This window comes from Micromonospora antibiotica, from assembly GCF_017599305.1.
In the GTDB taxonomy this organism is placed as follows: Bacteria; Actinomycetota; Actinomycetes; order Mycobacteriales; family Micromonosporaceae; genus Micromonospora; species Micromonospora antibiotica.
The window spans coordinates 59,008-81,679 of the sequence record NZ_JAGFWR010000002.1; the positions used below are offsets into that span (position 1 = coordinate 59,008).

23 protein-coding genes and 1 riboswitch are annotated in these 22,672 nt (G+C 71.4%); of the genes, 10 read left to right on the plus strand and 13 right to left on the minus strand.

The annotated features are described in order from the left end of the window. Positions 1-7 precede the first annotated feature (7 nt). The gene (gene def / locus JQN83_RS05245; protein ID WP_208565912.1) at positions 8-517 is read left to right on the plus strand and encodes a peptide deformylase; all 510 of its coding nucleotides are present in this window, start codon (positions 8-10) and stop codon (positions 515-517) included. A 9-nt stretch (positions 518-526) separates the two neighbouring features. Here def and JQN83_RS05250 read toward each other — a convergent pair whose 3' ends face one another. Both JQN83_RS05250 and JQN83_RS05255 read right to left on the minus strand, forming a co-directional pair. Then, positions 527-1,303 (minus strand): GNAT family N-acetyltransferase, encoded by a 777-nt coding sequence (locus JQN83_RS05250; RefSeq protein ID WP_208565913.1) that lies wholly within the window; start codon positions 1,301-1,303, stop codon positions 527-529. Positions 1,304-1,306: 3 nt separating this feature from the next. Continuing rightward, positions 1,307-1,654 carry a winged helix-turn-helix transcriptional regulator gene (locus JQN83_RS05255; protein WP_208565914.1) on the minus strand — a complete coding sequence of 116 codons (348 nt, stop codon included), beginning with the start codon at positions 1,652-1,654 and terminating at the stop codon, positions 1,307-1,309. A 97-nt stretch (positions 1,655-1,751) separates the two neighbouring features. Here JQN83_RS05255 and JQN83_RS05260 point away from each other — a divergent pair, with 97 nt between their 5' ends. Then, the gene (locus JQN83_RS05260; protein ID WP_208565915.1) at positions 1,752-2,366 is read left to right on the plus strand and encodes a malonic semialdehyde reductase; all 615 of its coding nucleotides are present in this window, start codon (positions 1,752-1,754) and stop codon (positions 2,364-2,366) included. Between the two features lie 46 nt (positions 2,367-2,412). Here JQN83_RS05260 and JQN83_RS05265 read toward each other — a convergent pair whose 3' ends face one another. Next, positions 2,413-3,171 carry a sulfite exporter TauE/SafE family protein gene (locus JQN83_RS05265; RefSeq protein ID WP_244251836.1) on the minus strand — a complete coding sequence of 253 codons (759 nt, stop codon included), beginning with the start codon at positions 3,169-3,171 and terminating at the stop codon, positions 2,413-2,415. Positions 3,172-3,360: 189 nt separating this feature from the next. On the opposite strand from JQN83_RS05265, the gene JQN83_RS05270 reads away from it, so the two are divergent. Continuing rightward, the gene (locus JQN83_RS05270) at positions 3,361-4,140 is read left to right on the plus strand and encodes an endonuclease/exonuclease/phosphatase family protein (RefSeq protein ID WP_208565917.1); all 780 of its coding nucleotides are present in this window, start codon (positions 3,361-3,363) and stop codon (positions 4,138-4,140) included. Positions 4,141-4,151: 11 nt separating this feature from the next. Here the strand turns inward: JQN83_RS05270 and JQN83_RS05275 are convergent, their stop codons facing one another. From JQN83_RS05275 to JQN83_RS05285, 3 genes are all read right to left on the minus strand, one after another. Next, positions 4,152-5,048 carry a bifunctional 5,10-methylenetetrahydrofolate dehydrogenase/5,10-methenyltetrahydrofolate cyclohydrolase gene (locus tag JQN83_RS05275; protein WP_208565918.1) on the minus strand — a complete coding sequence of 299 codons (897 nt, stop codon included), beginning with the start codon at positions 5,046-5,048 and terminating at the stop codon, positions 4,152-4,154. Positions 5,049-5,061: 13 nt separating this feature from the next. Continuing rightward, a riboswitch (ZMP/ZTP riboswitch) is annotated at positions 5,062-5,143 on the minus strand. A gap of 93 nt (positions 5,144-5,236) precedes the next feature. Next, positions 5,237-6,133 carry a hypothetical protein gene (locus tag JQN83_RS05280; RefSeq protein WP_208565919.1) on the minus strand — a complete coding sequence of 299 codons (897 nt, stop codon included), beginning with the start codon at positions 6,131-6,133 and terminating at the stop codon, positions 5,237-5,239. A 75-nt stretch (positions 6,134-6,208) separates the two neighbouring features. Beyond that, positions 6,209-7,534 carry an aminotransferase-like domain-containing protein gene (locus tag JQN83_RS05285; protein ID WP_208565920.1) on the minus strand — a complete coding sequence of 442 codons (1,326 nt, stop codon included), beginning with the start codon at positions 7,532-7,534 and terminating at the stop codon, positions 6,209-6,211. A 218-nt stretch (positions 7,535-7,752) separates the two neighbouring features. Between JQN83_RS05285 and JQN83_RS05290 the strand changes: the two genes are divergently transcribed. Next, the gene (locus JQN83_RS05290; RefSeq protein ID WP_208565921.1) at positions 7,753-9,648 is read left to right on the plus strand and encodes a hypothetical protein; all 1,896 of its coding nucleotides are present in this window, start codon (positions 7,753-7,755) and stop codon (positions 9,646-9,648) included. Here JQN83_RS05290 and JQN83_RS05295 read toward each other — a convergent pair. The 3 genes from JQN83_RS05295 to JQN83_RS05305 all read right to left on the minus strand — a co-directional run bounded on the left by JQN83_RS05295 (position 9,633) and on the right by JQN83_RS05305 (position 12,917). Further along, positions 9,633-10,637 (minus strand): tyrosine-type recombinase/integrase, encoded by a 1,005-nt coding sequence (locus JQN83_RS05295; protein WP_208565922.1) that lies wholly within the window; start codon positions 10,635-10,637, stop codon positions 9,633-9,635. The genes JQN83_RS05290 and JQN83_RS05295 overlap by 16 nt on opposite strands. 544 nt (positions 10,638-11,181) lie before the next feature. Then, positions 11,182-12,108: a Vgb family protein gene (locus JQN83_RS05300; RefSeq protein ID WP_208565923.1), complete on the minus strand. Its 927-nt coding sequence runs from the start codon at positions 12,106-12,108 to the stop codon at positions 11,182-11,184. 80 nt (positions 12,109-12,188) lie between these two features. Further along, positions 12,189-12,917: an SDR family NAD(P)-dependent oxidoreductase gene (locus JQN83_RS05305; RefSeq protein ID WP_208565924.1), complete on the minus strand. Its 729-nt coding sequence runs from the start codon at positions 12,915-12,917 to the stop codon at positions 12,189-12,191. 146 nt (positions 12,918-13,063) lie between these two features. Here JQN83_RS05305 and JQN83_RS05310 point away from each other — a divergent pair, with 146 nt between their 5' ends. Beyond that, positions 13,064-13,525: a peroxiredoxin gene (locus JQN83_RS05310; protein WP_443674011.1), complete on the plus strand. Its 462-nt coding sequence runs from the start codon at positions 13,064-13,066 to the stop codon at positions 13,523-13,525. Between the two features lie 67 nt (positions 13,526-13,592). After that, positions 13,593-14,297: a hypothetical protein gene (locus tag JQN83_RS05315; protein WP_208565926.1), complete on the plus strand. Its 705-nt coding sequence runs from the start codon at positions 13,593-13,595 to the stop codon at positions 14,295-14,297. 154 nt (positions 14,298-14,451) lie between these two features. Here the strand turns inward: JQN83_RS05315 and JQN83_RS05320 are convergent, their stop codons facing one another. The 3 genes from JQN83_RS05320 to JQN83_RS05330 form a co-directional block, all read right to left on the minus strand. Continuing rightward, positions 14,452-15,654 carry a GNAT family N-acetyltransferase gene (locus JQN83_RS05320; protein ID WP_208565927.1) on the minus strand — a complete coding sequence of 401 codons (1,203 nt, stop codon included), beginning with the start codon at positions 15,652-15,654 and terminating at the stop codon, positions 14,452-14,454. A gap of 117 nt (positions 15,655-15,771) precedes the next feature. Next, positions 15,772-16,770, minus strand: coding sequence for a cytochrome d ubiquinol oxidase subunit II (gene cydB, locus JQN83_RS05325; protein ID WP_208565928.1), 999 nt, complete (start codon positions 16,768-16,770; stop codon positions 15,772-15,774). A 14-nt stretch (positions 16,771-16,784) separates the two neighbouring features. Continuing rightward, positions 16,785-18,191, minus strand: coding sequence for a cytochrome ubiquinol oxidase subunit I (locus JQN83_RS05330; RefSeq protein WP_208565929.1), 1,407 nt, complete (start codon positions 18,189-18,191; stop codon positions 16,785-16,787). 172 nt (positions 18,192-18,363) lie between these two features. Here JQN83_RS05330 and JQN83_RS05335 point away from each other — a divergent pair, with 172 nt between their 5' ends. The 4 genes from JQN83_RS05335 (at position 18,364) to JQN83_RS05350 (ending at position 22,146) form a co-directional block, all read left to right on the plus strand. Further along, positions 18,364-19,140 carry a lysophospholipid acyltransferase family protein gene (locus JQN83_RS05335; protein ID WP_208565930.1) on the plus strand — a complete coding sequence of 259 codons (777 nt, stop codon included), beginning with the start codon at positions 18,364-18,366 and terminating at the stop codon, positions 19,138-19,140. A gap of 69 nt (positions 19,141-19,209) precedes the next feature. Beyond that, on the plus strand, positions 19,210-19,977 hold the full coding sequence (locus JQN83_RS05340) for a glycerophosphodiester phosphodiesterase family protein (protein ID WP_208565931.1): 768 nt from the start codon (positions 19,210-19,212) through the stop codon (positions 19,975-19,977). Positions 19,978-19,992: 15 nt separating this feature from the next. After that, on the plus strand, positions 19,993-21,384 hold the full coding sequence (locus JQN83_RS05345; protein ID WP_208565932.1) for an MFS transporter: 1,392 nt from the start codon (positions 19,993-19,995) through the stop codon (positions 21,382-21,384). A 45-nt stretch (positions 21,385-21,429) separates the two neighbouring features. Then, positions 21,430-22,146: a thymidine kinase gene (locus tag JQN83_RS05350; RefSeq protein WP_208565933.1), complete on the plus strand. Its 717-nt coding sequence runs from the start codon at positions 21,430-21,432 to the stop codon at positions 22,144-22,146. Between the two features lie 12 nt (positions 22,147-22,158). Here JQN83_RS05350 and JQN83_RS05355 read toward each other — a convergent pair whose 3' ends face one another. Then, on the minus strand, positions 22,159-22,617 hold the full coding sequence (locus JQN83_RS05355) for an Rv0361 family membrane protein (RefSeq protein WP_208565934.1): 459 nt from the start codon (positions 22,615-22,617) through the stop codon (positions 22,159-22,161). Positions 22,618-22,672: the final 55 nt, after the last annotated feature.

Sequence of the window (22,672 nt, forward strand, 5' to 3'; positions counted from 1 at the left end):
TCCGGGCATGACCGTACGCCCGATCAGGATCATCGGTGACCCCGTCCTGCGCACCGCCTGCACCCCGGTGACCCGCTTCGACACCGCCCTGCAGCAGCTCGTCGACGACCTGATGGACACCCTCACCGGCGAACCGGGCCGGGCCGGTGTCGCCGCCCCGCAGATCGGCGTCGACGCCCAGGTGTTCGTCTACGACGCCGACGGCCACCGCGGCCACCTGATCAACCCCACCATCGAGTTGTCCGACGAGATCCAGGACGACGACGAGGGGTGCCTGTCCATCCCCGGGCTGTACTTCCCGACCCGCCGGGCCCTGCACGCCACCGTGCACGGCGTGGACCGGCACGGCGACCCGCTGACCATCTCCGGCAGCGGGTTCCTCGCCCGCGCCCTGCAACACGAGACCGACCACCTCGCCGGTCGGCTCTACGTCGACACCCTGCGCGGTGACATCCGCCGCAAGGCGCTGCGGGAGATCCGCGCCGGCCGGTTCGACTCACCCCGCCGCCACCGCTGACCGGCCGGCTCAACCCGCCCCGCTGGTCAACGTGTACTCGCCGAACCGTGCCACCGTGGTGAAACCGAGCCGCCCGTAGAGGCGTACCGCCGTGGTGTTGTCGGCCCGCACGTTCAACGTCACATGATCGACGCTGTCGCGTAGCCGGGCGCACAGCGCGGCGACGACCGCCTGGGCCAACCCCCGACCCCGCGCCTGCGGGCGGGTGGTCACGTTGCCCACCGCGGCCACCCGGTAGGTCGGCGACCACACGTGCACCCCGGCCACCGCGACCAGCTCACCACCCGCACGTACCCCCAGGTAGTGGCCGGTGTCGAGCATCCGCGGGTCGAACCAGTTACCGGGGTACGCGTCGGCGTACAGGGCCCGCAGCGCCGGCAGGTCCGCCCCGGTCAGCACCTCTCCCGAGGCGGCGACCCCGGCCAGCCGGGCCGGGTCGGTCAACGCCATCCGCAGGTGCGCCCCCGCCGGGGTGATCACGTACCGGCCCGCGAGGACCTGTTCCAGCCCGGGGGACAGGTGCGCGTACAGCCGGGCGGGCAGCACCGGGGCCAGTTCGTCGAGCAGCGCCGCCGCCGCCGGCCGGTCCGGTTCGGCGGCGAACAGCAGCAGCACCGGCTGTGCCGCCCCGTGGTAGAGCAACGCCACCTGCTCACCCCGACGGAACCACGACGTGTAGGGCCAGAAGAAGTCGTCCAGGTCACCCAGCTGGTAGGCGTGCAGCACCGGATCGTGCCGCAGCAGCCCGGCCAGCACGGCACGGTCGTGTTCGGCGCGGACCGGCACCGCTCAGCAACGACCTGCGGGAAGGTTCTCGTCGGCCCAGCGGGCCAGCTCGTCCAGCGCCGGCAGCAGGGCCGCGCCCCGACCGGTCAGCTGGTAGCTGACCCCCAGCGGGGGGCCCTCCCGCACGGTGCGGCTGACCAGGTCGACCCGGGCCAGCTCACCGAGGCGGTCCGACAGCACCGACTCGCTGATCCCCGGCAGTGCCCGGGCCAGCTCGGCGAAGCCCGCCGGCCCCTGGGCGAGGGTGCCCAGGATCATGCCGTTCCACCGTTTGCCCAGGAACGCGAACGCCCGGGACAGCCCCCCGGGACAGGCGCGGGGCCCGTCGTCGATCGGGGAGCACGTCGTCATAAGCCCAGCATACGTGGTCCGTAACTCACCCTAGCCACTTCGAAAAAACTAGCTGCTACTGTGGTCGCAGCAAACGCCGATCCGACCGGAGGACACCATGACCGACGTACTGCCCAACCACCTGATCACCCTCGACCCGCAGGCCCAGGCCCAACTGTTCACCGAAGCCCGCACCGCCAACACCTTCACCGACACCCCCGTCAGCGACGAACAACTCCACGCGATCTTCGACCTCGCCAAGTACCCACCCACCGCCATGAACGTCCAACCCCTGCGGGTGCTGTTCGTCCGCCCCGGCGAAGGCCGCGACCGCCTCCTCACCCACGTCGCCGAAGGCAACCGCACCAAAACCGCCACCGCCCCCGTCGTCGCCGTCCTCGCCGCCGACACCAACTTCCACGAACACCTCGACACCGTCTTCCCCATCCGCCCCGGCATGCGCGAACACTTCGCCGCCGACCCCACCGTCCGCGACGGCATGGCCCGCTTCAACGCCGGACTCCAGGTCGGCTACTTCCTGCTCGCCATCCGCGCCGCCGGCCTCGCCGCCGGACCCATGGGCGGATTCGACGCCACCGGCGTCGACAACGAATTCTTCACCGACACCGGCTGGAAGTCCCTGCTCCTGGTCAACATCGGACACCCCGGCCCCGACGCCTGGCACCCCCGCCTGCCCCGCCTCGACTACGACACCGTCGTCCGACACGCCTGAACCACCCCAGACCCACCAGTGGCTGGCCCGCCGAGCACCCACCCGCTCAGCCGGCCAGCCACTGGTCGTAACCCAACCGCGCCACCAACGCCACCACCACCACCAGCAACACCACCCGCACGAACCCCGCACCCCGCCGCAACGCCATCCGCGCCCCCACCGCCGCCCCCGCCACGTTGCACACCGCCATCGCCAACCCCAACCACCACCACACGTGCCCCGTCACCGCGAACACCACCAACGCCCCCAGATTCGTCCCCGCGTTGACCACCTTCGCCATCGCCGAACCACCCAGAAAATCCGCCCCCACCAACACCGTGAACGCCACCACCAGGAACGTCCCCGTCCCCGGCCCGATCAACCCGTCGTACAACGCGATACCCACCCCCGCCACCCCCACCGCCGCCACCACCCGCACCCGGGTCCGCCGCGCCGGCACCGCCACCGTCCCCAACCGCGGCCGCAACACCACGAACAACGCCACCCCCACCAACACCACCAACACCACCGGCCGGTACGCCCCCGCCGGCACCACCCCCGCCAACGCCGCCCCCACCCCCGCACACCCCACCGCCAACACCGCCGCCGGACCCGCCACCGCCCAATCGACCCGCGTACGCCGCGCGAACGTCACCGCCGCCGTCGACGTACCCGCGATCGCCGCCAACTTGTTCGTCCCCAACGCCGTCGCCACCGGCACCCCCGGCGCCGCCACCAACAACGCCGGCAACAACAACAACCCACCCCCACCGACCACCGCATCCACCCACCCCGCCAGGGCAGCCGCAGCCAGCAGAGTCGTCAACGACACAGGATCCACGGCCGGCCATTCTCCCCACCCCACCCGGCCACCCGCCCGCTCAAGTGGCCCACCTCACCGCCCACGTCGCCGCCGCAGCCACACCCCCACCACACCCAACACCACGAACACCAACATCGAACAACACAACAACTTGATCATTCGGTAACTGTGCCACGGACGTAGGGTGCACAGGTGCGCCTGGCGACCTTCAACCTGCTACACGGCCGCTCCCTGACCGACGGGCTCGTCGACCCCGCCCGGCTCACCGCCGCCGTCCACGCCCTCGACGCCGACATCCTCGCCCTCCAGGAAGTCGACCGCGACCAGTCCCGCAGCGGCCACCACGACCTCACCACCCTCGCCGCCCAGGCCCTCGACGCCCCCGAACACCGCTTCGCCGCCGCCGTCGTCGGCACCCCCGGCGAACACTTCCGCCCCCTACGCCACGACGACGACGGCCACGGCGAACCCTGCTACGGCATCGGCCTGATCAGCCGCCACCCGGTCCGCAACTGGCACGTCACCCGCCTCAACCCCGCACCCGTCCGCTCACCCATCTACGTCCCCGGCCCCGGCGGCGGCCTCATCCTCCTGCGCGACGAACCCCGCGTCGTCCTCGCCGCCGTCCTCGACACCCCCCACGGCCCCCTCACCGTCGCCGCCACCCACCTGTCCTTCGTCCCCGGCTGGAACGCCCACCAACTCCGCCGCGCCGTCCGCGCCCTACGCGCACTACCCGCCCCCCGCATCCTCCTCGGCGACCTCAACCTCCCCGCCGGCCCCGCCCGCCTCCTCACCGGCTGGCAACCCCTGGCCCGCCGCCCCACCTACCCCGCCACCGCACCCCGCGTGCAACTCGACCACATCCTCGCCGACCCCCACGACCGGCACCTCCTACCCCCCGTCACCGCCACCGACAACCCACGCTCCACCATCTCCGACCACCGCCCCCTCGTCGTCGACCTCGGCTGACCCACCACCGGTCACCCCCGACCCGCAGCCCGCTGCGCCGCCCGCAACGCGTTACGGAACAGCATCGCCACCGTCGTCGGACCCACCCCACCCACCCGAGGCGTGATCGCCCCCGCCACCCGCGCACACGCCTCGTCCACATCCGGCAACAACCGGCGACCCGCATACCGCACCCCACCACCCACCACCACCGCACCCGGACGCACATGCTCCGGCCGCACGATCCCCGGCACCCCCACCGCCGCCACCAGGATCTCCGCCCGCCGCGTGTACCGCGGCCAGTCCGCCACCCCCGTGTGCACCACCGTCACCGCCGCATTCGCCGTCGGCCGCTTCTGCGCCAACAACATCGCCAACGGACGACCCAACGTCGCACCCCGACCCAGCACCACCACCTCCCGCCCCGCCACCGGCACCCCGTGGAACGCCAACAACGCCTCGATCCCCGCCGGCGTACACGGCAACGGCCCCGGCAACCCCAACGCCAACCGGCCCATGTTCACCGGATGCATCCCGTCCACGTCGGAATCCGGATCCAACACCTCCAACGCCCGGTCATAATCCAGCTGCCCCGGAACCGGATGCTGCACCAACACCGCATGCACCCCGGCATCGTCGTTGAGATCCCGCAACACCCGATGCAGATCCGCCTGCGTCGCCGACCCCGGCAACCGCACATGCGGCGACGCGAAACCCAACTCCGCCGCCTGCCGGGACTTGATCCGGATGTACCCGACACTCGCGTCGTCGTCACCGACCAGCACCGTCGCCAACGACGGCACCACCCCGACCGCCCGCAACGCCGCCACCCCCTCGGCGACCTCGGCGAGAATCCGCTCCGCCACCGGCCCACCCGGCAACAACCGGGCCGTACCAGACGTGGGGGAGGGGCAAGAGGAAACAGACATGACGCACCTCGACCACGAAGGCCCAGGCGGTCGACCTCCGCGACGAGCTCCCCGATGGTTGACCCATCCCCGTGCCGCCAGTCGCATCCACCCCCACCATGCCACACCCCACCGCCCACCGGGCCCCGCCACCCCACACACGCCGGGCCCGGCCGCCACACGACGACCGGGCCCGACTGACCGACCTGCTACGAGACCGTGATCTGCGCGACCCCACCAGCCGGATTGCTGATGATGCCGACCATCGACCGGCGACACGACCCGATGACCGGATCGTTCGCACACCCCGGGGCGCTGTAGTCCACCGCCACCACCTGGATCCGGTGATTGGCCACCGTCGGCGAGTAGTTGAACGGCGAACCCACCGGACAACTGCTGCCACTCCACTGCGAACCCAGCAGACCCAGATCCGTCCAGACACCCCCGGCGTCCATGTCGTTGATCCAGATCCGCAACGGCCGCCGGTCGTTGTGACAGTTGTACGTCAACAACGTCCGCACCCCCGTCGCCCCCGAATCCGGCGGCGTGACCATCGCATCACCCGACCAGATCAGGTTGACCCCCCACGGCCGGCTGCCATACACCACATAGTCGTTACGGCTGCGATTGAACAACGCCTGACCACCCGCCGTGGTGATCACGTTCCACTCGTAGACCGCAGTGGCCGACCAGACCAGGTCGATGCCCCAACTCTGCGCACCCCACCGCAGGTAACCCCCGCCCGGAACCCGCAACGCCACCTTCGTGGTGTTCGTGATCGGCGCGTTCGTCGGCAGACCCTCCCCGTACACCTCCCACCGCGAATTCGGCCAGTCGGTCCAGTTCAGATTGATGCCGTAGTCGCGCTCCGCGTACCGCAGCGCCTTGAGACCATTGCTCTGGTTACGCATCGGGCCGTACCCACCACTCCACGTCGGCAGGCCCTCCCAGTCGACGACCGCACTCGGCGGCGTCGCCAACACACCCGACCCCGCCGACACCGGGACCGCTGACACACCCGACCCGGCCGACGCCGGCACCGCACCGGTCAACCCGGCGACGACCACCGCCACCAGCAGGCAGAGCACTCTGTGAACACGGGACATGTCTCCTCCGAATCAGGACACCAGCACGGACACCCCTAACGGCGTTCCACCCCGTGCCACCCCGTTCCGGCCCCCTCAATACCCCGCACCCACCTCCTCCGGCGCCCCCCGCGCAATCGCCGCCAACAACGCCACACTGCCCCGCAACGTCTCCACATCCGGCGACGACGTCGACAACCGCACCGCATCCGGCACCGGCACCCCCACCACCGCATAGTCGGCCGCCGGACTGATCACCACCCGCTGCCGGGCCGCAGCCGACACGAACGCCCCCGTCGACCACCCACCCGGCAACCGCCACCACACGTGGTACGACCGAGGATCAGCACGCACGTCGAACCCGGCCAGCACCTCCGCCACCACCGCCTGCCGCAACCGCGCGTCCTGCTGCTTGAGCCGCACGATCCGCTGCGCCGTACCATCGGCCAACACCGCCGTCGCACACGCCAACGCCACACCCGGCACCCCCCACGTACCGGAACGCACCGCCGCCGCGACCCGCCCGGCCAACCCCGCCGGACACACCAGCAACCCCAGATTGAGCCCCGCACCCACCCGCTTGGACAAACTGTCCACCAGGATCGTCTGCTCCGGAGCATGCGCGGCCAACGGCAACTCCTCGTCGTACAGAAACGAATTGATCCGATCCTCGATCGCGACCAGACCCAACCGCGCGAGCCGCCCACCCAACTCGACCCGCCGCGCCGCCGACATCGTCACCCCCAACGGGTTGTGCAACGTGGGCTGAAGGTAGACCGCCGCGAGCGGCGCCCGACGGTGCGCCTGCTCCAACGCCGACGCACTCAACCCCTCCCCATCCATACCGATCGACACCAACGTCACACCGTGCCGCGCCGCGATCGTCTTCACCACCGGATACGTCAACTCCTCCACCCCGAGCCGCTGCCCCGGCGCCACCAACGCCACCATGGCCGCCGCGATCGCCTGCCGCCCACTACCGGTGAACAACAACCGCTCAGGGTCCACCACCCACCCCGGCCGGGACAGGAAGGACGCACCGACCCGCCGCGCCTCCCGCGACCCGGTCACCGGCACCGGATGCATCGCCGCCTCCAGGCCCGCCGGTGCCAACACCCGCCCCAACGCCCGCGCCACCATCGACGACTGCCCCGGCAACACCGGAAAGTTGGCCTCCAGATCGACCAGGTCCGCGTCCCCCGACCGCACCGAGAAATCCACCACGAACGTGCCCCGACCCACCGCCCCGGCCACCAGACCCCGCCGCGCGAGCTCCTGATAGACCCGGGCCGCCGTCGACACCGCCATCCCGTGACGCCGGGCGAACTCCCGCTGGGGCAGCAGCCGCTGCCCCGGCCGCATCCGCCCGGACCGGATATCAGCCGCCACCGCATCGGCCACCAGCCGGAAATCGTCCCGCACCGTCACCCCTCACCTCCACCGAACCCTGCCCGCACCGCACCCCCGCAACGCCTCCGAGCAATCCGACCACAACCTCGGTGCAATCAACAGACACCCAGCCACGCAAAACCCCCCAATGTCGGATTCCCGGCCGCGAACACAGTTGACGCCACCAACCAAACCGATGCGAGACTCACCTCAATCACCCCATTGACTCGGTTCATTGAGAGGTGTGACCCGTGCGGACACCCACCACATCCACCCACCCCACCGAACTGCTACGCCGCGCCACCGACGCCCTGTGGACCGACGGCGACCTCACCACCAGCCGCATCCACTTCGACGCCGCCTACCGCGCCGCAGAAGCCACCGGCGACCACCACACCCGCACCCTCGCCGTCACCGGCATGGGCGGCCTCTGGGTCCACGAACACCGCACCACCAGCGAGGCCACCCTCCTGCTCCACCGCCTCCACCACGCCATCGCCACCACTGACCCCCACACCCCCCTCGGCATCCGACTACGCGCCCGACTCGCCGCCGAACAGGACTACCGCACCGCCACCCACAACGACACCCTCACCCTCGTCGCCCAGGCCCGCGCCACCGGCGACCCCGTCGCCCTCACCGAAACCGCAAGCCTCGCCCACCACTGCCTCCTCGGCCCCGACCACACCCGACTACGCCACGAACTCAGCCAGGACGCCCTCACCGCCGCCCTCGCCACCGGCCGCCCTAGCGACCTCACGGTCGCCCTCCTCTGGCGCACCGTCGACCAGTTCCTCGACACCGACCCCCAAGCCGAACGCAGCCTCGCCGAACTCCTCACCCACCTCACCCACCACAACCACCTCGCCGTGTCCTACGTCGCCCACGCCATCGACGTCATGCTCACCATCCGCGCCGGCAAACTCACCGAAGCCCGCACCCGCGCCGCCACCTGCGCCCAACGCGGCACCACCGCCGGCGACGCCGACACCACCGGCTGGCACGGCGCCCACCTCACCACCATCGCCTGGTACCGAGGCCACCTCGCCGACCACCTCCCGATGCTGCGCACACTGGCCGTCTCACCCACCCTCAGCACCGTCGACCACTCCTACCAGGCAGCACTCGCCGTCGCCTCCGCCCTCGCCGGACACCGCCGCGAAGCCACCGCCGCCCTCGCCCGCCTCCACGGCAACGACCTCACCACCCTGCCCCGCTCCAGCAGCTGGCTCGTCACCCTCCACGGCATCGTCGAAGCAGCCCACCTCCTCGACGACGGTCACCTCGCTACCGAGGCATACGACCTCCTCACCCCCTACGCCGACCGACCCATGCTCGCCAGCCTCGCCATCACCTGCTTCGGCAGCACCCAACACACCCTCGGCACCGCCGCCCTCACCGCCGGGGAAACCGACCGCGCCATCACCCACCTCCACGCCGCAGTACACGACAACCTCAGACTCGGCCACCTTCCCGCCGCCACCCTCTCCCGCGCCCGACTGGCCCAGGCCCTCGACCAACGCTCCGGCCAACACGACCGCCGAGAAGCCGAACGACAACGCCAACTCGCCCACACCGACGCCACCGAACTCGGCATGACCCTCCCCACCCCACCACCACGCCCACGCACCCCCCACCGCCCCCACATCCGATGCCACCGCCACGGCCGACACTGGCAACTCACCCTTGGCCACCGCACCGCCACCATCGACGACTGCGTCGGCGCCCGATACCTCGCCACCCTCATCGCCAACCCCGGACACGACATCCCCGCCATCCAACTCGCCGGCGACGCAACACCCACCACCGACCGCCAACCCGTCCTCGACGACACCGCCAAACGGGCCTACCGGCGACGACTACGCGACCTCGACACCGCCGTCGACGAAGCCGACAACGACCACGACCCGCACCGCGCCGAACAGGCCCGCACCGAACGCCAGTGGCTCATCGACGAACTCGCCGCCCGCACCGGACTCCACGGTCGCGACCGCACCTTCACCGGCAACACCGAACGGGCCCGCATCGCCGTCGGCAAGGCCATCCGCCGCGCCCTGGACCGCATCACCACCAGCGACCCCGTACTCGGCGACCACCTACGCACCACGATCAGCACCGGCACCCGCTGCTCCTACCGCCCGAGCTGACCCGACACCAACCCCACCAACACCCGGTTCGTCCGGTTCGACCGCACCGCCGCCCGTTGCTGACCCGCCGTCACCTCGATGTACGTCTGCGACGACGCCAACGACGCGTGCCCCAACAACCGCATGATCTCCGCCGCCCCCGCCCCGTCCTCGGCCAACCGGGTGGCGAACGTGTGCCGCAACGCGTGCAACCGGGCCCCCGCCGGCACCCGGTCGGTGATCCCCGCCCGCCGGTAACAGGAATCCACCAGGTACTGCAACCCGCCCCGACGCAGCGGATCACCCCGCCGGTCCACCAACAACACCCCGTCCGGGCGTACGCTGCGCGCCCCGAACCGCCGACGCCGACTGTCCAGGTAGGCCGACACCACCTCGTCCAACTCCGGCTCCACCGGCACCACCCTCGGCCGGCCACCCTTACCGGCCACCGCCACCCGCCGCTCACCGGCCCGCCCCGACACCGACGACACCCGCAACGCCAGCAGCTCCGCCAGGCGCAGCCCCGCGCACAACGCCAACGCCAGCACCGCGACGTCCCGCTCCGGCCACGGATCACGCTGCCGCCCGTCCTCCCGCGACACCGACGCCAGCAGCAACTCCGGGGTGTCCTCACCGCGCAACGGCTTGGGCTGGGGGAGCGGGGTACGGGGACGCCCCACCGCCGGCATCGGGTTGCCCGCCACCACCTGCTCGGCCACCAGGAACGAGAAGAACCCGTTCCAGCTCGACCAGGCCCGGTGCACCGACGCCGCCGCCCGGGGCGCGGCGAACCGGGCGAACGCCGCCCGCATCACCCGGGGGGAGAGGGCGGAGATCATCAGGGCGTCCAGGGGCAGGGCAGGGGAGTGCTCCGCGCCGGCCAACGCCGCGACGCTGCGCAGGTCCCGCCGGTAGGCATCCTGGGTGTGCGGGGAGGGCTTACGGGTGGCCCGCGCGGTCAGGAACTCCTCGATGAGTCGTTCAACCGATTCGTCCCGAATGTCATGCATAAGGGATATTATGCAGCTTTCTCGGGTTCGTGGCCACCGGGAAGGGGAGTGGCGCGCGGGATGCATGCCGTCGGGCGGATCCCGGCCACACGCTGCCGGAGCATTGGTCCGGGCTCTCCGCGCCGGTCCGTGCGAGGCTCCGCCGACGACGGTCCGTGCGCCGCATGATGCGGCCACAGGCTGCTCACCGGGTTCGTGATGCCGCTACTCAGACGGCGGCCAGGAGCGGCTCGGCAGCCGGGGTCCGGGTTTCGGGCCCGCCAGGCCGGACGGTGGTCGACCCATGACGGCGACCGCACCGGCAGCCACGTCGCCACCCACGGTCCCGCCGCAGGCGCGGACCACCGGAGGAGTGCCCCGATCCGGTCAACTTTACATAATGTGCATTATCGAATCCTTGACGAGGGGCCGACCAGGCAGGTCGACGACCGTTCGGCGTTCAGCCCGATGGCCCCGCAGCGCGGCGTCGGTCGGCCCGACAATGTGCGACGGGTGCGCGGTTCCGGAGAGGAACGGAGATCGATAGGCCGGGCGCGACGTCGGGTCACCGGGTCGCGCTGGCTCCCTTCTCGACCGCGACCAGGGATCCGCTCTCCATCGCCACCCACACCAGGCGGTCCTCGACCCACAGGCCATGCGGTTCCCGCCCGGGTAACTGGTGGAGGGTCACGTCTCCGTCCGCGGTGATCCGGGCCAGCTGGGCGGTGCCCCAGAGGGTGACCCAGCATCCGCCGTCGGTGTCGGCCGCGACGGCGTGGGGCCGACAGGCGGGGTCGGCGAAGCTGATCTTCTCTGTCGAGCCGGACAGGTCGACCCGACCGACGCAGCCGCCGGCGATGTCCGCGTACCAGATCCCCGTGGCGCAGGCGGCGATGCCGACCGGTGCGGCCGGTGCCCGGCCACCGGGTAGTTCGACGGTCCGTACCGCGCCGTCGTGCACGTAGGCGAGGGCGCCGGCAGCGTTGAGCGCGACCCACGGTCGTCCTGCGTCGTCGACGGTGAGCATCGCCGCCCGCGCGTCGGGAATCGGCAGGTCGAGCATGGTGATGTCCCCCGATGCGGTGACGATCCTGCCGATCTGGTTGAGCCCGGGTGCGGTGAACCAGACCTCCCCGTCAGGTGCGGCGGCGATGCCGTAGGGCGCTGAGCCGGGTGCCAGGTCGATCACCGTGTGGTCGCCGTGGAGGTCTCGGCGGGTGAGCCGGTCGTCGGTGCTGGTGCACCAGAGCGCGCCGTCGGGGGTGACGGTCAGCTGCATCGGATGGCCGTGGCTGTGTGGGAGGCGTTCGTGGCGCACTGCGGAGGTGGTCCCACCGCCGGTGGCGGTGTCCGCGGGATCGAATCGTGCGAGTCCCGGCGGGGTCACCAGTGTCATCCACAGGTTCCCGGTGGTGTCCCCGGTCACGGCGTACGGGGCCCAGCCCGGTGGCAGGACCACCTCGCGGTGCGGCGCTGTCTCACGTGGTGACATCAGCTCTCCTTAAATGCTACGGATGTAGCATTAGGTGCCTGTGTCGGATGCGCAAGTCCCTTTCCGTGCCCCCGGGCCGGCTACAGGCCGCCGGCGACGCGCAGCACGGTGCCCGTGGTGTAGGTGGCGTCGGGGCCGAGCAGCCAGGAGACGGCGCCGGCGACCTCGTCGGGCTCGCCGGCGCGGCCCAGTGGGATGCGCCCGGCGGCGGTGTCGGGTCGGTCGGGTACGCCGGAGTCGGCGTGGATGTCGGTGCGGATGATGCCGGGGGCGACGGCGTTGACCCGGATGCCGCGGGGGGCGAGTTCCTTGGCCAGGCCGATGGTGAGGGTGTCGGTGGCGGCTTTGACGGCGGCGTAGTGGACGTACTCCCCCGGGCTGCCGAGGGTGGCGGCGGCGGAGGAGATGTTGACGATGGCTCCGCCGGAGGTGAGTCGGCGGGCGGCCTGTTGGGCGCAGAGGACGTAGCCGATGAGGTTGACGTCGACGACCCGGCGCAGGTCGTCGGGGCGCAGGTCGGTGAAGGGGCCGATGGGGCTGGTGACGCCGGCGTTGTTGACCAGGGCGGTGAGGGTGCCGAGGTCGGCGGCGGCGGTGAAGAGGCGGTCGATGTGGGTCGGGTCGGTGGTGTCGGCGGGGACGGCGACGGCGCGGCGGCCGAGGCGGTGGATGTCGGCGGTGACGGTGGCCGCGGCGGCGTGGTCGCGGCGGTAGCCGATGACGAGGTGGTGGCCTTCGGTGGCGAGTCGGCGGGCGGTGGCGGCGCCGATGCCGCGGCTGCCGCCGGTGATGATGGTGACCGGAGTCAATGCGGTACTCCCCCTTGTGGGCCTGGCGTGCGGTGGGCCGACGGTACCGCGGGTGGGCGGGGTGCACGGGTTGCGGTGCGGTGGTGGGTGGGTTGGTGGGTCGATCGCTTACGCTCACCGCGTTTCGGACGGACCGGTGGAGGTGTGTGGTGGGTGTGAGTGTCGGCGATCTGGTGGAGGATTTCGAGCTGCCGGATCAGACGGGTACGCCGCGGCGGTTGTCGGAGTTGTTGGCGTCGGGGCCGGTGGTGTTGTTCTTCTATCCGGCGGCGATGACCCGGGGGTGCACGGCGGAGAGTTGCCATTTCCGGGATCTGGCGGCGGAGTTCGCGGCGGTGGGTGCGCAGCGGGTGGGGATCAGTCGGGATCCGGTGGCGAAGCAGGCTGAGTTCTCCCGGTTGCACGGGTTCGACTATCCGTTGTTGTCGGATGTCGAGGGTGTGGTGGCGCAGGCCTTCGGGGTGCGGCGGCGGTTGCCGTTGGGGCCGTTGAGCACCCGGAGGATGACGTTCGTGATCGGGGTGGACCGGCGGGTGCTGGCGGTGGTGCACAGCGAGTTGGGGATGGACGAGCACGCCGACGAGGCGTTGCGGGTGCTGGGGGGTTGATCTTCCGGATGTCGCCGTCGACTGGTATCAAGGCAGGAATGACACACGTGTACGAAAGAGGGTTGTGATGGTGGGCCAGGGTTTGTCCGATGACGAGGTACGCGGCATCCGGGAGGCGTTGACGGCGGGGCGCAAGCCGAAGGTGGTGTTCACCGCGTCGGCGGGGCAGATCGCCGGTCAGGTGGGTCAGGTGGTGGAGCTGACCGATCCAGCGGTGTCCGACGAGTTCGTGGTGGTGCGGTTCGGGCGCGACGAGTTGCCCTTCTCCCCCGCCGATGTGGCGGTGGCGCCGCGGGGGGCGGGTCGTCGGGTGGTGGAGGCGAAGGCGGAGCCGGTGGTGGAGCAGGTGGAGTCGACGGCGAAGGCGGAGCCGGAGTTCGTGCTGGACACCCCCCGGGTGCCGGTGCAGCGGCGGGAGGAGTCGAGGGTGGAGTCGAAGCCGGAGCCGGTGGTGGAGAAGCCGGCGGCGCGTCGGCCGGCGAAGGTGGCGAAGCCGAAGGGTCCGGCGGGGTTGACGGTGACGTTGGCGTACGCCGACGGTGAGTGGACGGTGGCGGCGCAGCAGGGGGCGAAGGCGTTGGCGAAGCCGTACGTGGTCAAGCCTGCGGAGGCGTTGCGGATGGTGGCGCTGGTGGATGTGCCGGGGGTGCAGGAGGCGGTGGAGCAGATCCTGTCGGCGGAGCGGTCGGAGGCGGAGCAGCAGGCGGAGAAGTTGCGGGCGGAGTTGGCGGAGATCGAGGCGCGGTTGGCGGAGTTGCGCGAGGCCCGTTGAGGTTGGTTCGTGGTGGGCGGCCCGGCGGCTGTTGCGGCGGTCGGGGCGTCACCGCGGCGCGGGTGGGTGCGTGTGCCGGGGTGGTGTAGGGGCCGGTGTGGTGCGGTGGGGGCGTTGTGGTCGGTCGCGTGGTGGGTGCCGGAACCTGTGGGGGTCAGAAGTAGTCGCCGAGTTGGGCGGGGCCGCCGGCGGCGAGCAGGTCGAGGGGGGCGGGGTCGGTGCCGGCGGGGTGGTGCAGCAGGCCGGCCTGGGCGATGGTGCGGGCGGTGGCGGTGCCGGTGTAGAGCAGGGCGAAGCCGCGCACGGTGAGGTGCAGGTCGGCGGGTGCGGTGGTGCGGCGTAGGTCGGCGTTGCCGTTGGTGATCTCCAGGTGCCAGGTGCCGGTGTTCCAGTCGGCGAGGGGGTCGTCGAGGGTGAAGGTGGTGGTGCCGTGCAGGTGTGCCGGCCAGCCCCGGTCGCGGATGGCGCGGGTGACGTCGACGGGGCGGTGCATCCAGGTGTCCTGGGCGTGTTCGCGGGCTTTCTCCACGGGCAGGTGGGGGGTGAGGGGGTCGCCGGGGAGCAGGGTGAGACGCAGGGTGGGGGCGACGCTGTGCCAGCTGGCGAGGATGCCGACGAGTTCGCGGGCGGCGTCGGCGGTGGTGGCGGTGAGGTCTTCGATGGTGAGGGTGCCCTGGTCGCCGTAGCCGTCGCGGCGGTTCCAGCCGGCGTAGCCGATGAGGTGGCCGTGGTGTTCGACGAGGGTGAGGCCGTCGTAGGGCAGGGTGTTGCCGGTGGTGTGGCGGGCGCGGTGGTGTTCGTGCAGGGGGCCGGTGCGGGCGAGTAGGCCGCGGCGGTGTCGGGTGGTGTGGGTGTGTAGTTCGTCGACGGCGGTGAGGTCGGCGGGGGTGCCGGGGCGGACGGTGAGGTGTGGGCTGGGCTGGTGGCGGGTGAGTAGGGCGGTGGGTAGGTCGACGGTGCGGAGGGTGCCGGCGGTTTCCCAGCCGCAGGCCCGGTAGGGGGCGGCGACGGTGGGGAAGAGTGCGCTGATGGCGGCGCCCCGGTCGTGTGCGCCGCGCAGCAGGGTGGTGAGTAGGGCGCGGGCGACGCCCCGGCCGCGGGCTTCGGGGGTGACGGCGACGCTGGCGATGTCGGCGGCGGCGACGGTGTGGCCGTCCCACCACTGGTCGTGGTGCAGGTCGACGGCTTTGCCGATGAGGCGGCCGGTGTGGTCGAACGCGCCGTAGCGGGTGGTGCCGGGGGTGGTGGTGGGTGGTGGTGGGGGTTGCGGGTCGGAGCCGAAGGCGGTGCGGCCGAGGTGCCAGGCGGCGGTGGCGTCGTCGTCGGTGAGTTCCCGGACGTGGGGGGTGTGGTGCATGCGGGCGACGATAGCTGTGGGTGGGTGGGGTGGCGATCGGTTTGTGCCGGGGCGCGTTGCGGGGCCGGTGCGACCCCCTCGCCCCGGCCCCGCGTCCCCGCGCCCCTCGCGCGTCTTTCAGTGTTGCGGGATGTTCTGTACCCCGATTCGCTTGCGGAACACCCAGTAGGTCCAACCTTGGTAGGCGAGGACGATCGGGGTGAAGATCACCGCCACCCAGGTCATGATTTTCAGGGTGTAGGGGGTGGAGGCGGCGTTGGTGGCGGTGAGGGTGCCGGCGGGGTCCAGGGTCGAGGGCATGACGTTGGGGAACAGGGCGGTGAAGAGGGTGGCCACGGCGAGGGCGATGGCCAGGGCGGTGCCGGTGAAGGCCCAGCCTTCGCGGCGTACCCGGGCGGCGGCGAGTGCGCCGATCAGGGCGAGGGCGGCGCCGGCGGCGAGGACGACGGCGGCCGGGTTGGAGCGGATGGTGAGGGTCCAGGTGAGGAAGGCGACGGCGACGACGGCGGTGCCGAGGCCGAGTCGGACGGCGAGGGTGCCGGCGCGGTGGCGGATGTCGCCGGTGGTCTTGAGGGCGAGGAAGACGGCGCCGTGGGTGAGGAACAGGCCGAGGGTGGTGAGGCCGCCGAGCAGGGCGTAGGGGTGCAGCAGGTCGATCAGGCCGCCGACGTATTCGTGGTCGGCGTCGAGGGGTACGCCGCGGAAGATGTTGGCGAAGGCGACGCCCCAGAGTAGGGCGGGGATGGCGGAGCCCCAGAAGATGGCGTGGTCCCAGCGGCGTTTCCAGGAGGCTTCGGGGCGTTTGTGGCGGTATTCGAAGGCGACGCCGCGGGCGATGAGGGCGAGCAGGATGAGTAGCAGGGGCAGGTAGAAGCCGGAGAAGAGGGTGGCGTACCACTCGGGGAAGGCGGCGAACATGGCGCCGCCGGCGGTGATGAGCCAGACCTCGTTGCCGTCCCAGACGGGGCCGATGGTGTTGATGAGGACGCGGCGTTGCCGGTCGTCGCGGCCGAGGACGGGCAGGAGCATGCCGACGCCGAAGTCGAAGCCTTCGAGGATGAAGTAGCCGGTGAAGAGCACGGCGACGAGGAGAAACCAGATGGTGGTGAGTTCCACGGTGGGGCTCCGGGTCAGTAGGCGAAGGCGAGCGGGCGCTCGGCGTCGTCGGTGTCGTCTGGGGTGGGGGTGACGTCGGGTACGCCGGCGCGGGCGTAGCGGATGAGGAGTTTGAATTCGATGACGGCGAGGACGGCGTAGATGAGGGTGAAGGCCGTGAAGGAGGTGAGGACTTCGGTGAGGGAGACGCTGCGGGAGACGCCGTCGCGGGTGAGCATTTCGCCGAAGACGATCCAGGGTTGGCGGCCCATCTCGGTGAAGATCCAGCCGAAGGAGTTCGCGAGCAGCGGTAGGGCGGGCATGATCAGGCCGGCGCGCAGTAGCCAGCGGTTGGTGGGGGTGCGGCCTTTGCGTTGGGTCCAGAGGATGAGCAGGGCGATGGCGGCGGCGGCGAGTCCGAAGCCGATCATGAAGCGGAAGCTCCAGTAGGTGACCGGGATGATCGGGGTGTAGCTGCCGGGGCCGTACTGGCTGGCGTACTGGGCCTGGAGGTCGTTGATGCCGTGGACGGTGCCGTTGGGGTCGCCGGTGCCGAGGTAGGACAGCAGGTAGGGGATCTTGAGGGCGAAGACCTCGCGGCTGCCGTCGAGGCTGCCGATGGTGAGTACGGAGAACGAGGCGGGGCTCTCGGTGGTGTAGAGGCCCTCGGCGGCGGCCATCTTCATCGGCTGCACCTGGGTCATGATCTTGCCTTGGATGTCGCCGGTGAGCAGGACCAGGGTGGAGGAGATCAGGACGACCCAGGCGCCGAAGCGGGTGGCGTACCGGTAGGCGTCGGTGTCGGGGCTGGTGCGGTGGCGCATGAGGTGCCAGAGGCCGACGGTGGTGACGAGGGAGCCGGCGACGAGGAAGGCGCCGGCGAGGGTGTGCGGGAAGGTGATCAGGGCGACCTTGTTGGTGAGGACGGCGACGAAGTCGGTGAGTTCGGCGCGTCCGGTGTCGGGGTTGAAGCGGTAGCCGACGGGGTTCTGCATGAACGAGTTGGCGGCGAGGATGAAGTAGGCGGACAGGTTGGTGCCGATGGCGGCGGCCCAGATGCTGGCCAGGTGCAGGCGTTTGGGGAGCCGGTCCCAGCCGAAGATCCACAGGCCGATGAAGGTGGATTCGAGGAAGAAGGCGACGAGGGCTTCGATGGCCAGGGGTGCGCCGAAGATGTCGCCGACGAAGCGGGAGTAGTCGGACCAGTTCATGCCGAACTGGAATTCCTGCACGATGCCGGTGACGACGCCCATGGCGAAGTTGATCAGGAAGAGTTTGCCGTAGAACTTGGTGAGTTTGAGGTATTTCTCGTCGCCGGTGCGGTGCCAGCGGGTCTGGAGGATGGCGACCAGGACGGACAGTCCGATGGTCAGTGGTACGAAGAGAAAGTGGTAGACGGTGGTGACACCGAACTGCCAGCGGGCGACGTCCAACGCGTCCACCGAGATCCCCCTGCCGTTAATACTACGAGACGTAGTAAATACTACTGCGCGTCGTAGCTCGGGTGGCAGGGCCGGGGGTCCCGATCCGGGCCGGGACCAATGACCCTGATCACCACAGGCCGCACGACCCGGATCCGGCCCTCCCCCACACCCGTGCGACCATCGGCGACTGATGGACACCCCGCCCCCCGGCTGGCAGCCACCCCTGTTCTGGCGTGCCGCCCAACTGTTCGCCCGGCTGGTCGTCGCCCTGTTCGCCCGGCTGGAGGTCAGCGGGGACGTCCCCGCGCACCTGCGCCGGGGACCACTGATCCTGGCCGCCAACCACATCAGCCCCTTCGACCCCATCGTGCTGGGCGCCGCCTGCCGGGCCCGGGGCATGGCACCCCGCTTCATGGCCACCGGTGGGCTGTTCCGCACCCCGGGCCTCGGCGCGCTGATGCGCCACGCCGGGCACCTGCGCGTCGACCGGGGCACCACCGGCGTACGCCGGGCGCTCGACGACGCCGCCGCCGCGGTCACCGCCGGGTCGGTGGTGCTGGTGTACCCGGAGGGACGCATCGGCCTGGACCCCGGCATGTGGCCCGAACGCGGCAAGACGGGCACCGCCCGGCTCGCCATGGCCTGCGTCGCCCCGGTGGTGCCCGTCGCCCAGTGGGGGTCGCACGAGGTGCTGCCCTACCGGGCGCCCCGGGGGATGCTGCGGGCGCTGGCCCGGGCGCTGGTGCGCCGCCCGGTCATCCGGGTCCGCTTCGGTGCGCCGCTTGACCTGCGGGACCTCTCCCCCACCGCACCCGGTGCGGCCCGCCGGGGCACCGACCGGATCATCGACGCCATCACCGACGCCCTGGCCCCGCTGCGCGCCGACGAACCCGACCGGCCCCGGCACGTCGACCCGGGCCGCCCCGTCGACACCAGCCGGGTCCACCGCCGCCCCACCTCGGCCTGACCCGCCGCCCACGAAGCACGTTGCCGGTCGGCCACCCGGCGGTCACCGCGGGCGGGCATACTGCGTTGCGTGCTGATCCGTCCCGGTTTCCTGGACGCCCCCGCCCCGCTGGCCTTCGCCCACCGTGGGGGTGCCGCCGACGGAGACGAGAACACCGTCGCCGCGTTCACCCGGGCCGTCGACCTGGGCTACCGGTACGTGGAGACCGACGTGCACGCCACCGCCGACGGGGTGTGCGTGGTCTTCCACGACGCCACCCTGCACCGGGTCACCGGGCAGCGGGGACGCATCGCCGACCTGCGCTGGGCCGACCTGGCGTCGGTGCGGGTCGGCGGTGCGACGGTCGTACCCCGGCTCGACGAGGTGCTGGCCGGGTGGCCGCAGGTCCGGTTCAACATCGACGTCAAGGCCGACGGTGGGGTCGCCCCGGCGGTGGCGGCGGTGACCCGGGCCGGCGCGGCCGACCGGGTGCTGCTGGCGTCGTTCAGTGACGCCCGGCTGGCCCGGCTGCGGGCGGCCACCGCCGGGCGGGTCGCCACCGGGCTGGGCATGCGGGGGGTGGCCCGGCTGTGGTGGGCGTCGCGGCACGGCTGGCCGGTGCGGTTGCCGGAGTCGGTGGTGGCGGTGCAGGTGCCGCCCCGCTACGCCGGGGTGCCGGTGGTCGACCGCCGGTTCCTGGCCTACTGCCACCGGTCGGGGTTGCAGGTGCACGTCTGGACGATCGACGAACCTGCCCAGATGCACGACTTACTGGATCGTGGTGTGGATGGCATCATGACCGATCACGTCGGCGTGCTGCGCGACGTCTACCGCAGCCGCGGCCACTGGGCCGCCTGAGCCCCGAGGACCATGATGGCCGACCCGGTCACCACCCCCACCGCCGTCGACGCCCCGGCGGGCCTGCGCCGGGAACGGCGTGGCTGGTACCTGTACGACTGGGCCAACTCGGCCTTCCAGACGACCGTCATCACGGTCTTCCTCGGCCCGTTCCTCACCACCGTCACCGAGTTGGCGGCCGGCTGTGAACTCGGTGCGGACAGCTGCGACGGGTACGTGTACCCGTTGGGCATCCGGATCGCCGCCGGCTCGTACTACCCGTACCTGATCTCGTTGTCGGTGTTCCTGACCGTGTTCGTGCTGCCCGTGGTGGGGGCGATCGCCGACCGGACCCTGCACAAGAAGCGGCTGCTGGCCGGGGCGGCGTTCACCGGGGCGGGGGCGACCGTCGCGATGGCGTTGGTCACCGGCGAGCGGTACCTGCTCGGTGGGGTGTTGTTCCTGGTCGCCAACATCGCCTTCGGGGCGGCGGTGGTGGTGTACAACTCGTTCCTGCCGCAGCTCGCCGGCCCCGACGAACGTGACGCCGTGTCCAGTCGCGGCTGGGCGATCGGTTACCTCGGTGGTGGTGTGCTGCTGGCGTTGAACCTGGTGGCGGTCACGCTGCTCAGCGAGGACGACAACCCGCAGCGCACCCTGGACCTGGCGCGCTGGTCGATCGTGTCGGCCGGGGTGTGGTGGGCGGTGTTCACCCTGGTGCCGTTGCGGTGGCTGCGCGACCATCCCACCGTCGAGGCGGTACGCGGTGCGGGCCGCAACGTGGTCACCGACGGGTTCCGGCAGCTGGGGCGGACCCTGCGGGAGGTCAAGGCGTACCCGTTGACGTTGTTCTTCCTGCTGGCGTTCCTGGTCTACAACGACGGCATCCAGACGGTGATCACCCTGGCCAGCCAGTACGGCACCGAGGAGCTGCGGCTGGGGCAGAGCACCCTGATCGTGACGATCCTGCTGGTGCAGTTCCTCGCCTTCGGTGGGGCGTTGGCGTTGGGGGCGTTGGCCCGGCGCATCGGCGCGTGGAAGACGGTGCTGCTGTCGCTGGTGCTGTGGACCGGGGTGATCATCGGGGCGTTCCGGTTGCCCGCCGAGGCGCCGCTGCCGTTCATGATCCTCGGTGGGGCGATCGGTCTGGTCCTCGGCGGCAGCCAGGCGTTGAGCCGGTCGCTGTTCAGCCAGCTCATCCCCGCTGGCAAGGAAGGCGAGTACTACGGGTTCTACGAGATCAGCGACAAGGGCACCAGTTGGCTCGGCCCGCTGGCGTTCGGGTTGGTCTTCCAGCTCACCTCCTCCTACCGGGTGGGTCTGGTGTCGTTGCTGATCTTCTTCGTGGTCGGGTTCGCGTTGTTGGCGGCGGTGCCGATGCGCCGGGCCATCATCGCCGCCGGCAACACCCCGCCCCGGGTGCTGTGACCATCGGCCCGATCCACCCGTGCCGATGGGCTAGGCTGCCCCGACGTGACCGACGACGCCGCTGCCACCCCCACCTGCCTGGCCCGCCCGCTTCCCGGCCCGGATGACGGCGGGGCCGGCTGCGCCGCCGCGCGGGGCGTCGACGGCCGCCCGTTGCACGCCGCCGCGTTGAAGTTCTTCTGGGGTCCGATGGACTGCGGCAAGTCGACGATGGCGTTGCAGATGAACTACAACCACGCCCGGCAGGGGCGGCGGGGGCTGGTCACCACCCGCATCGACAGGTCGTTGGGCCCGCAGGTGACCACCCGCATCGGGTTGGCCCACACGGCGGTGGAGGTGACCGACGAGTTGGACCTGCGGGCCCTGGTCCGCGACACCTGGGCCGAGGGGGTCCGCATCGACTACCTGATCTGCGACGAGGCGTCGTTCTACGACGTGGCGCACGTCGAGCAGATGGCCGAGCTGGTCGACGGCTACGACGTCGACGTGTACGCCTTCGGTCTGGCCACCGACTTCCGGTCCTGCCTGTTCCCGGCCGCCCGGCGGTTGTTCGAACTCGCCGACGAGGTGGCCCGCATCCAGGTGGAGGTGCTGTGCTGGTGCGGCCGGGAGGGCCTGCTCAACGCCCGGGTCGTCGCCGGGCGGGTGGTCCGTGAGGGGGCGCAGGTCGTCATCGGGGACACCGTCGACACCGCCGACGTGCGCTACCAGGTGCTGTGCCGACGGCACTACCGCTCCGGCGACCTCGGCCCCCGGGCCTGAGCGGGGACGGGTTCAGTACGGGTCCCCGCAGACCCGCCACCTGCCGTCCTCCTTCACCACCGGCAACCGACGCTGCTCGGCGGCCCCACCGTCGCGGGTGACCCGCACCGCCACCTCACCGGCGGGCCTACCCCCCTTGGTGCGTACCGACACGTCGAGGATCTCGTAGCCGGTGACCACCGGCGGGGTGCGGACCCACCCGGCGAAACCGACCTCGCTCCACCGGCCCCGGGTCTGCGCGCACAACCGCCGGTAGGCCTGGTCCACCTGCCCCGCGGACAACTCCCGGAAGAACCCGTCGGCGGTCTCCCGGACCGGGCCGGTCGCGCCCACCACGACCTGCGCGTTCCACACGCCCAGCCCGGCCACCCCGACCAGGCACAGGCCGGTGGCGAGGCCGCCCAGGAACAGCCCGGTGCGCACCGGGCGGTGCCGCCGCGCCGGTCGGGTCCACGCCTGTTCCACACCCATCACCTGCGACGGTATGCGGGTGGGGCGGTGCCGCGCAGCCGCTTCGCCCCTGTCG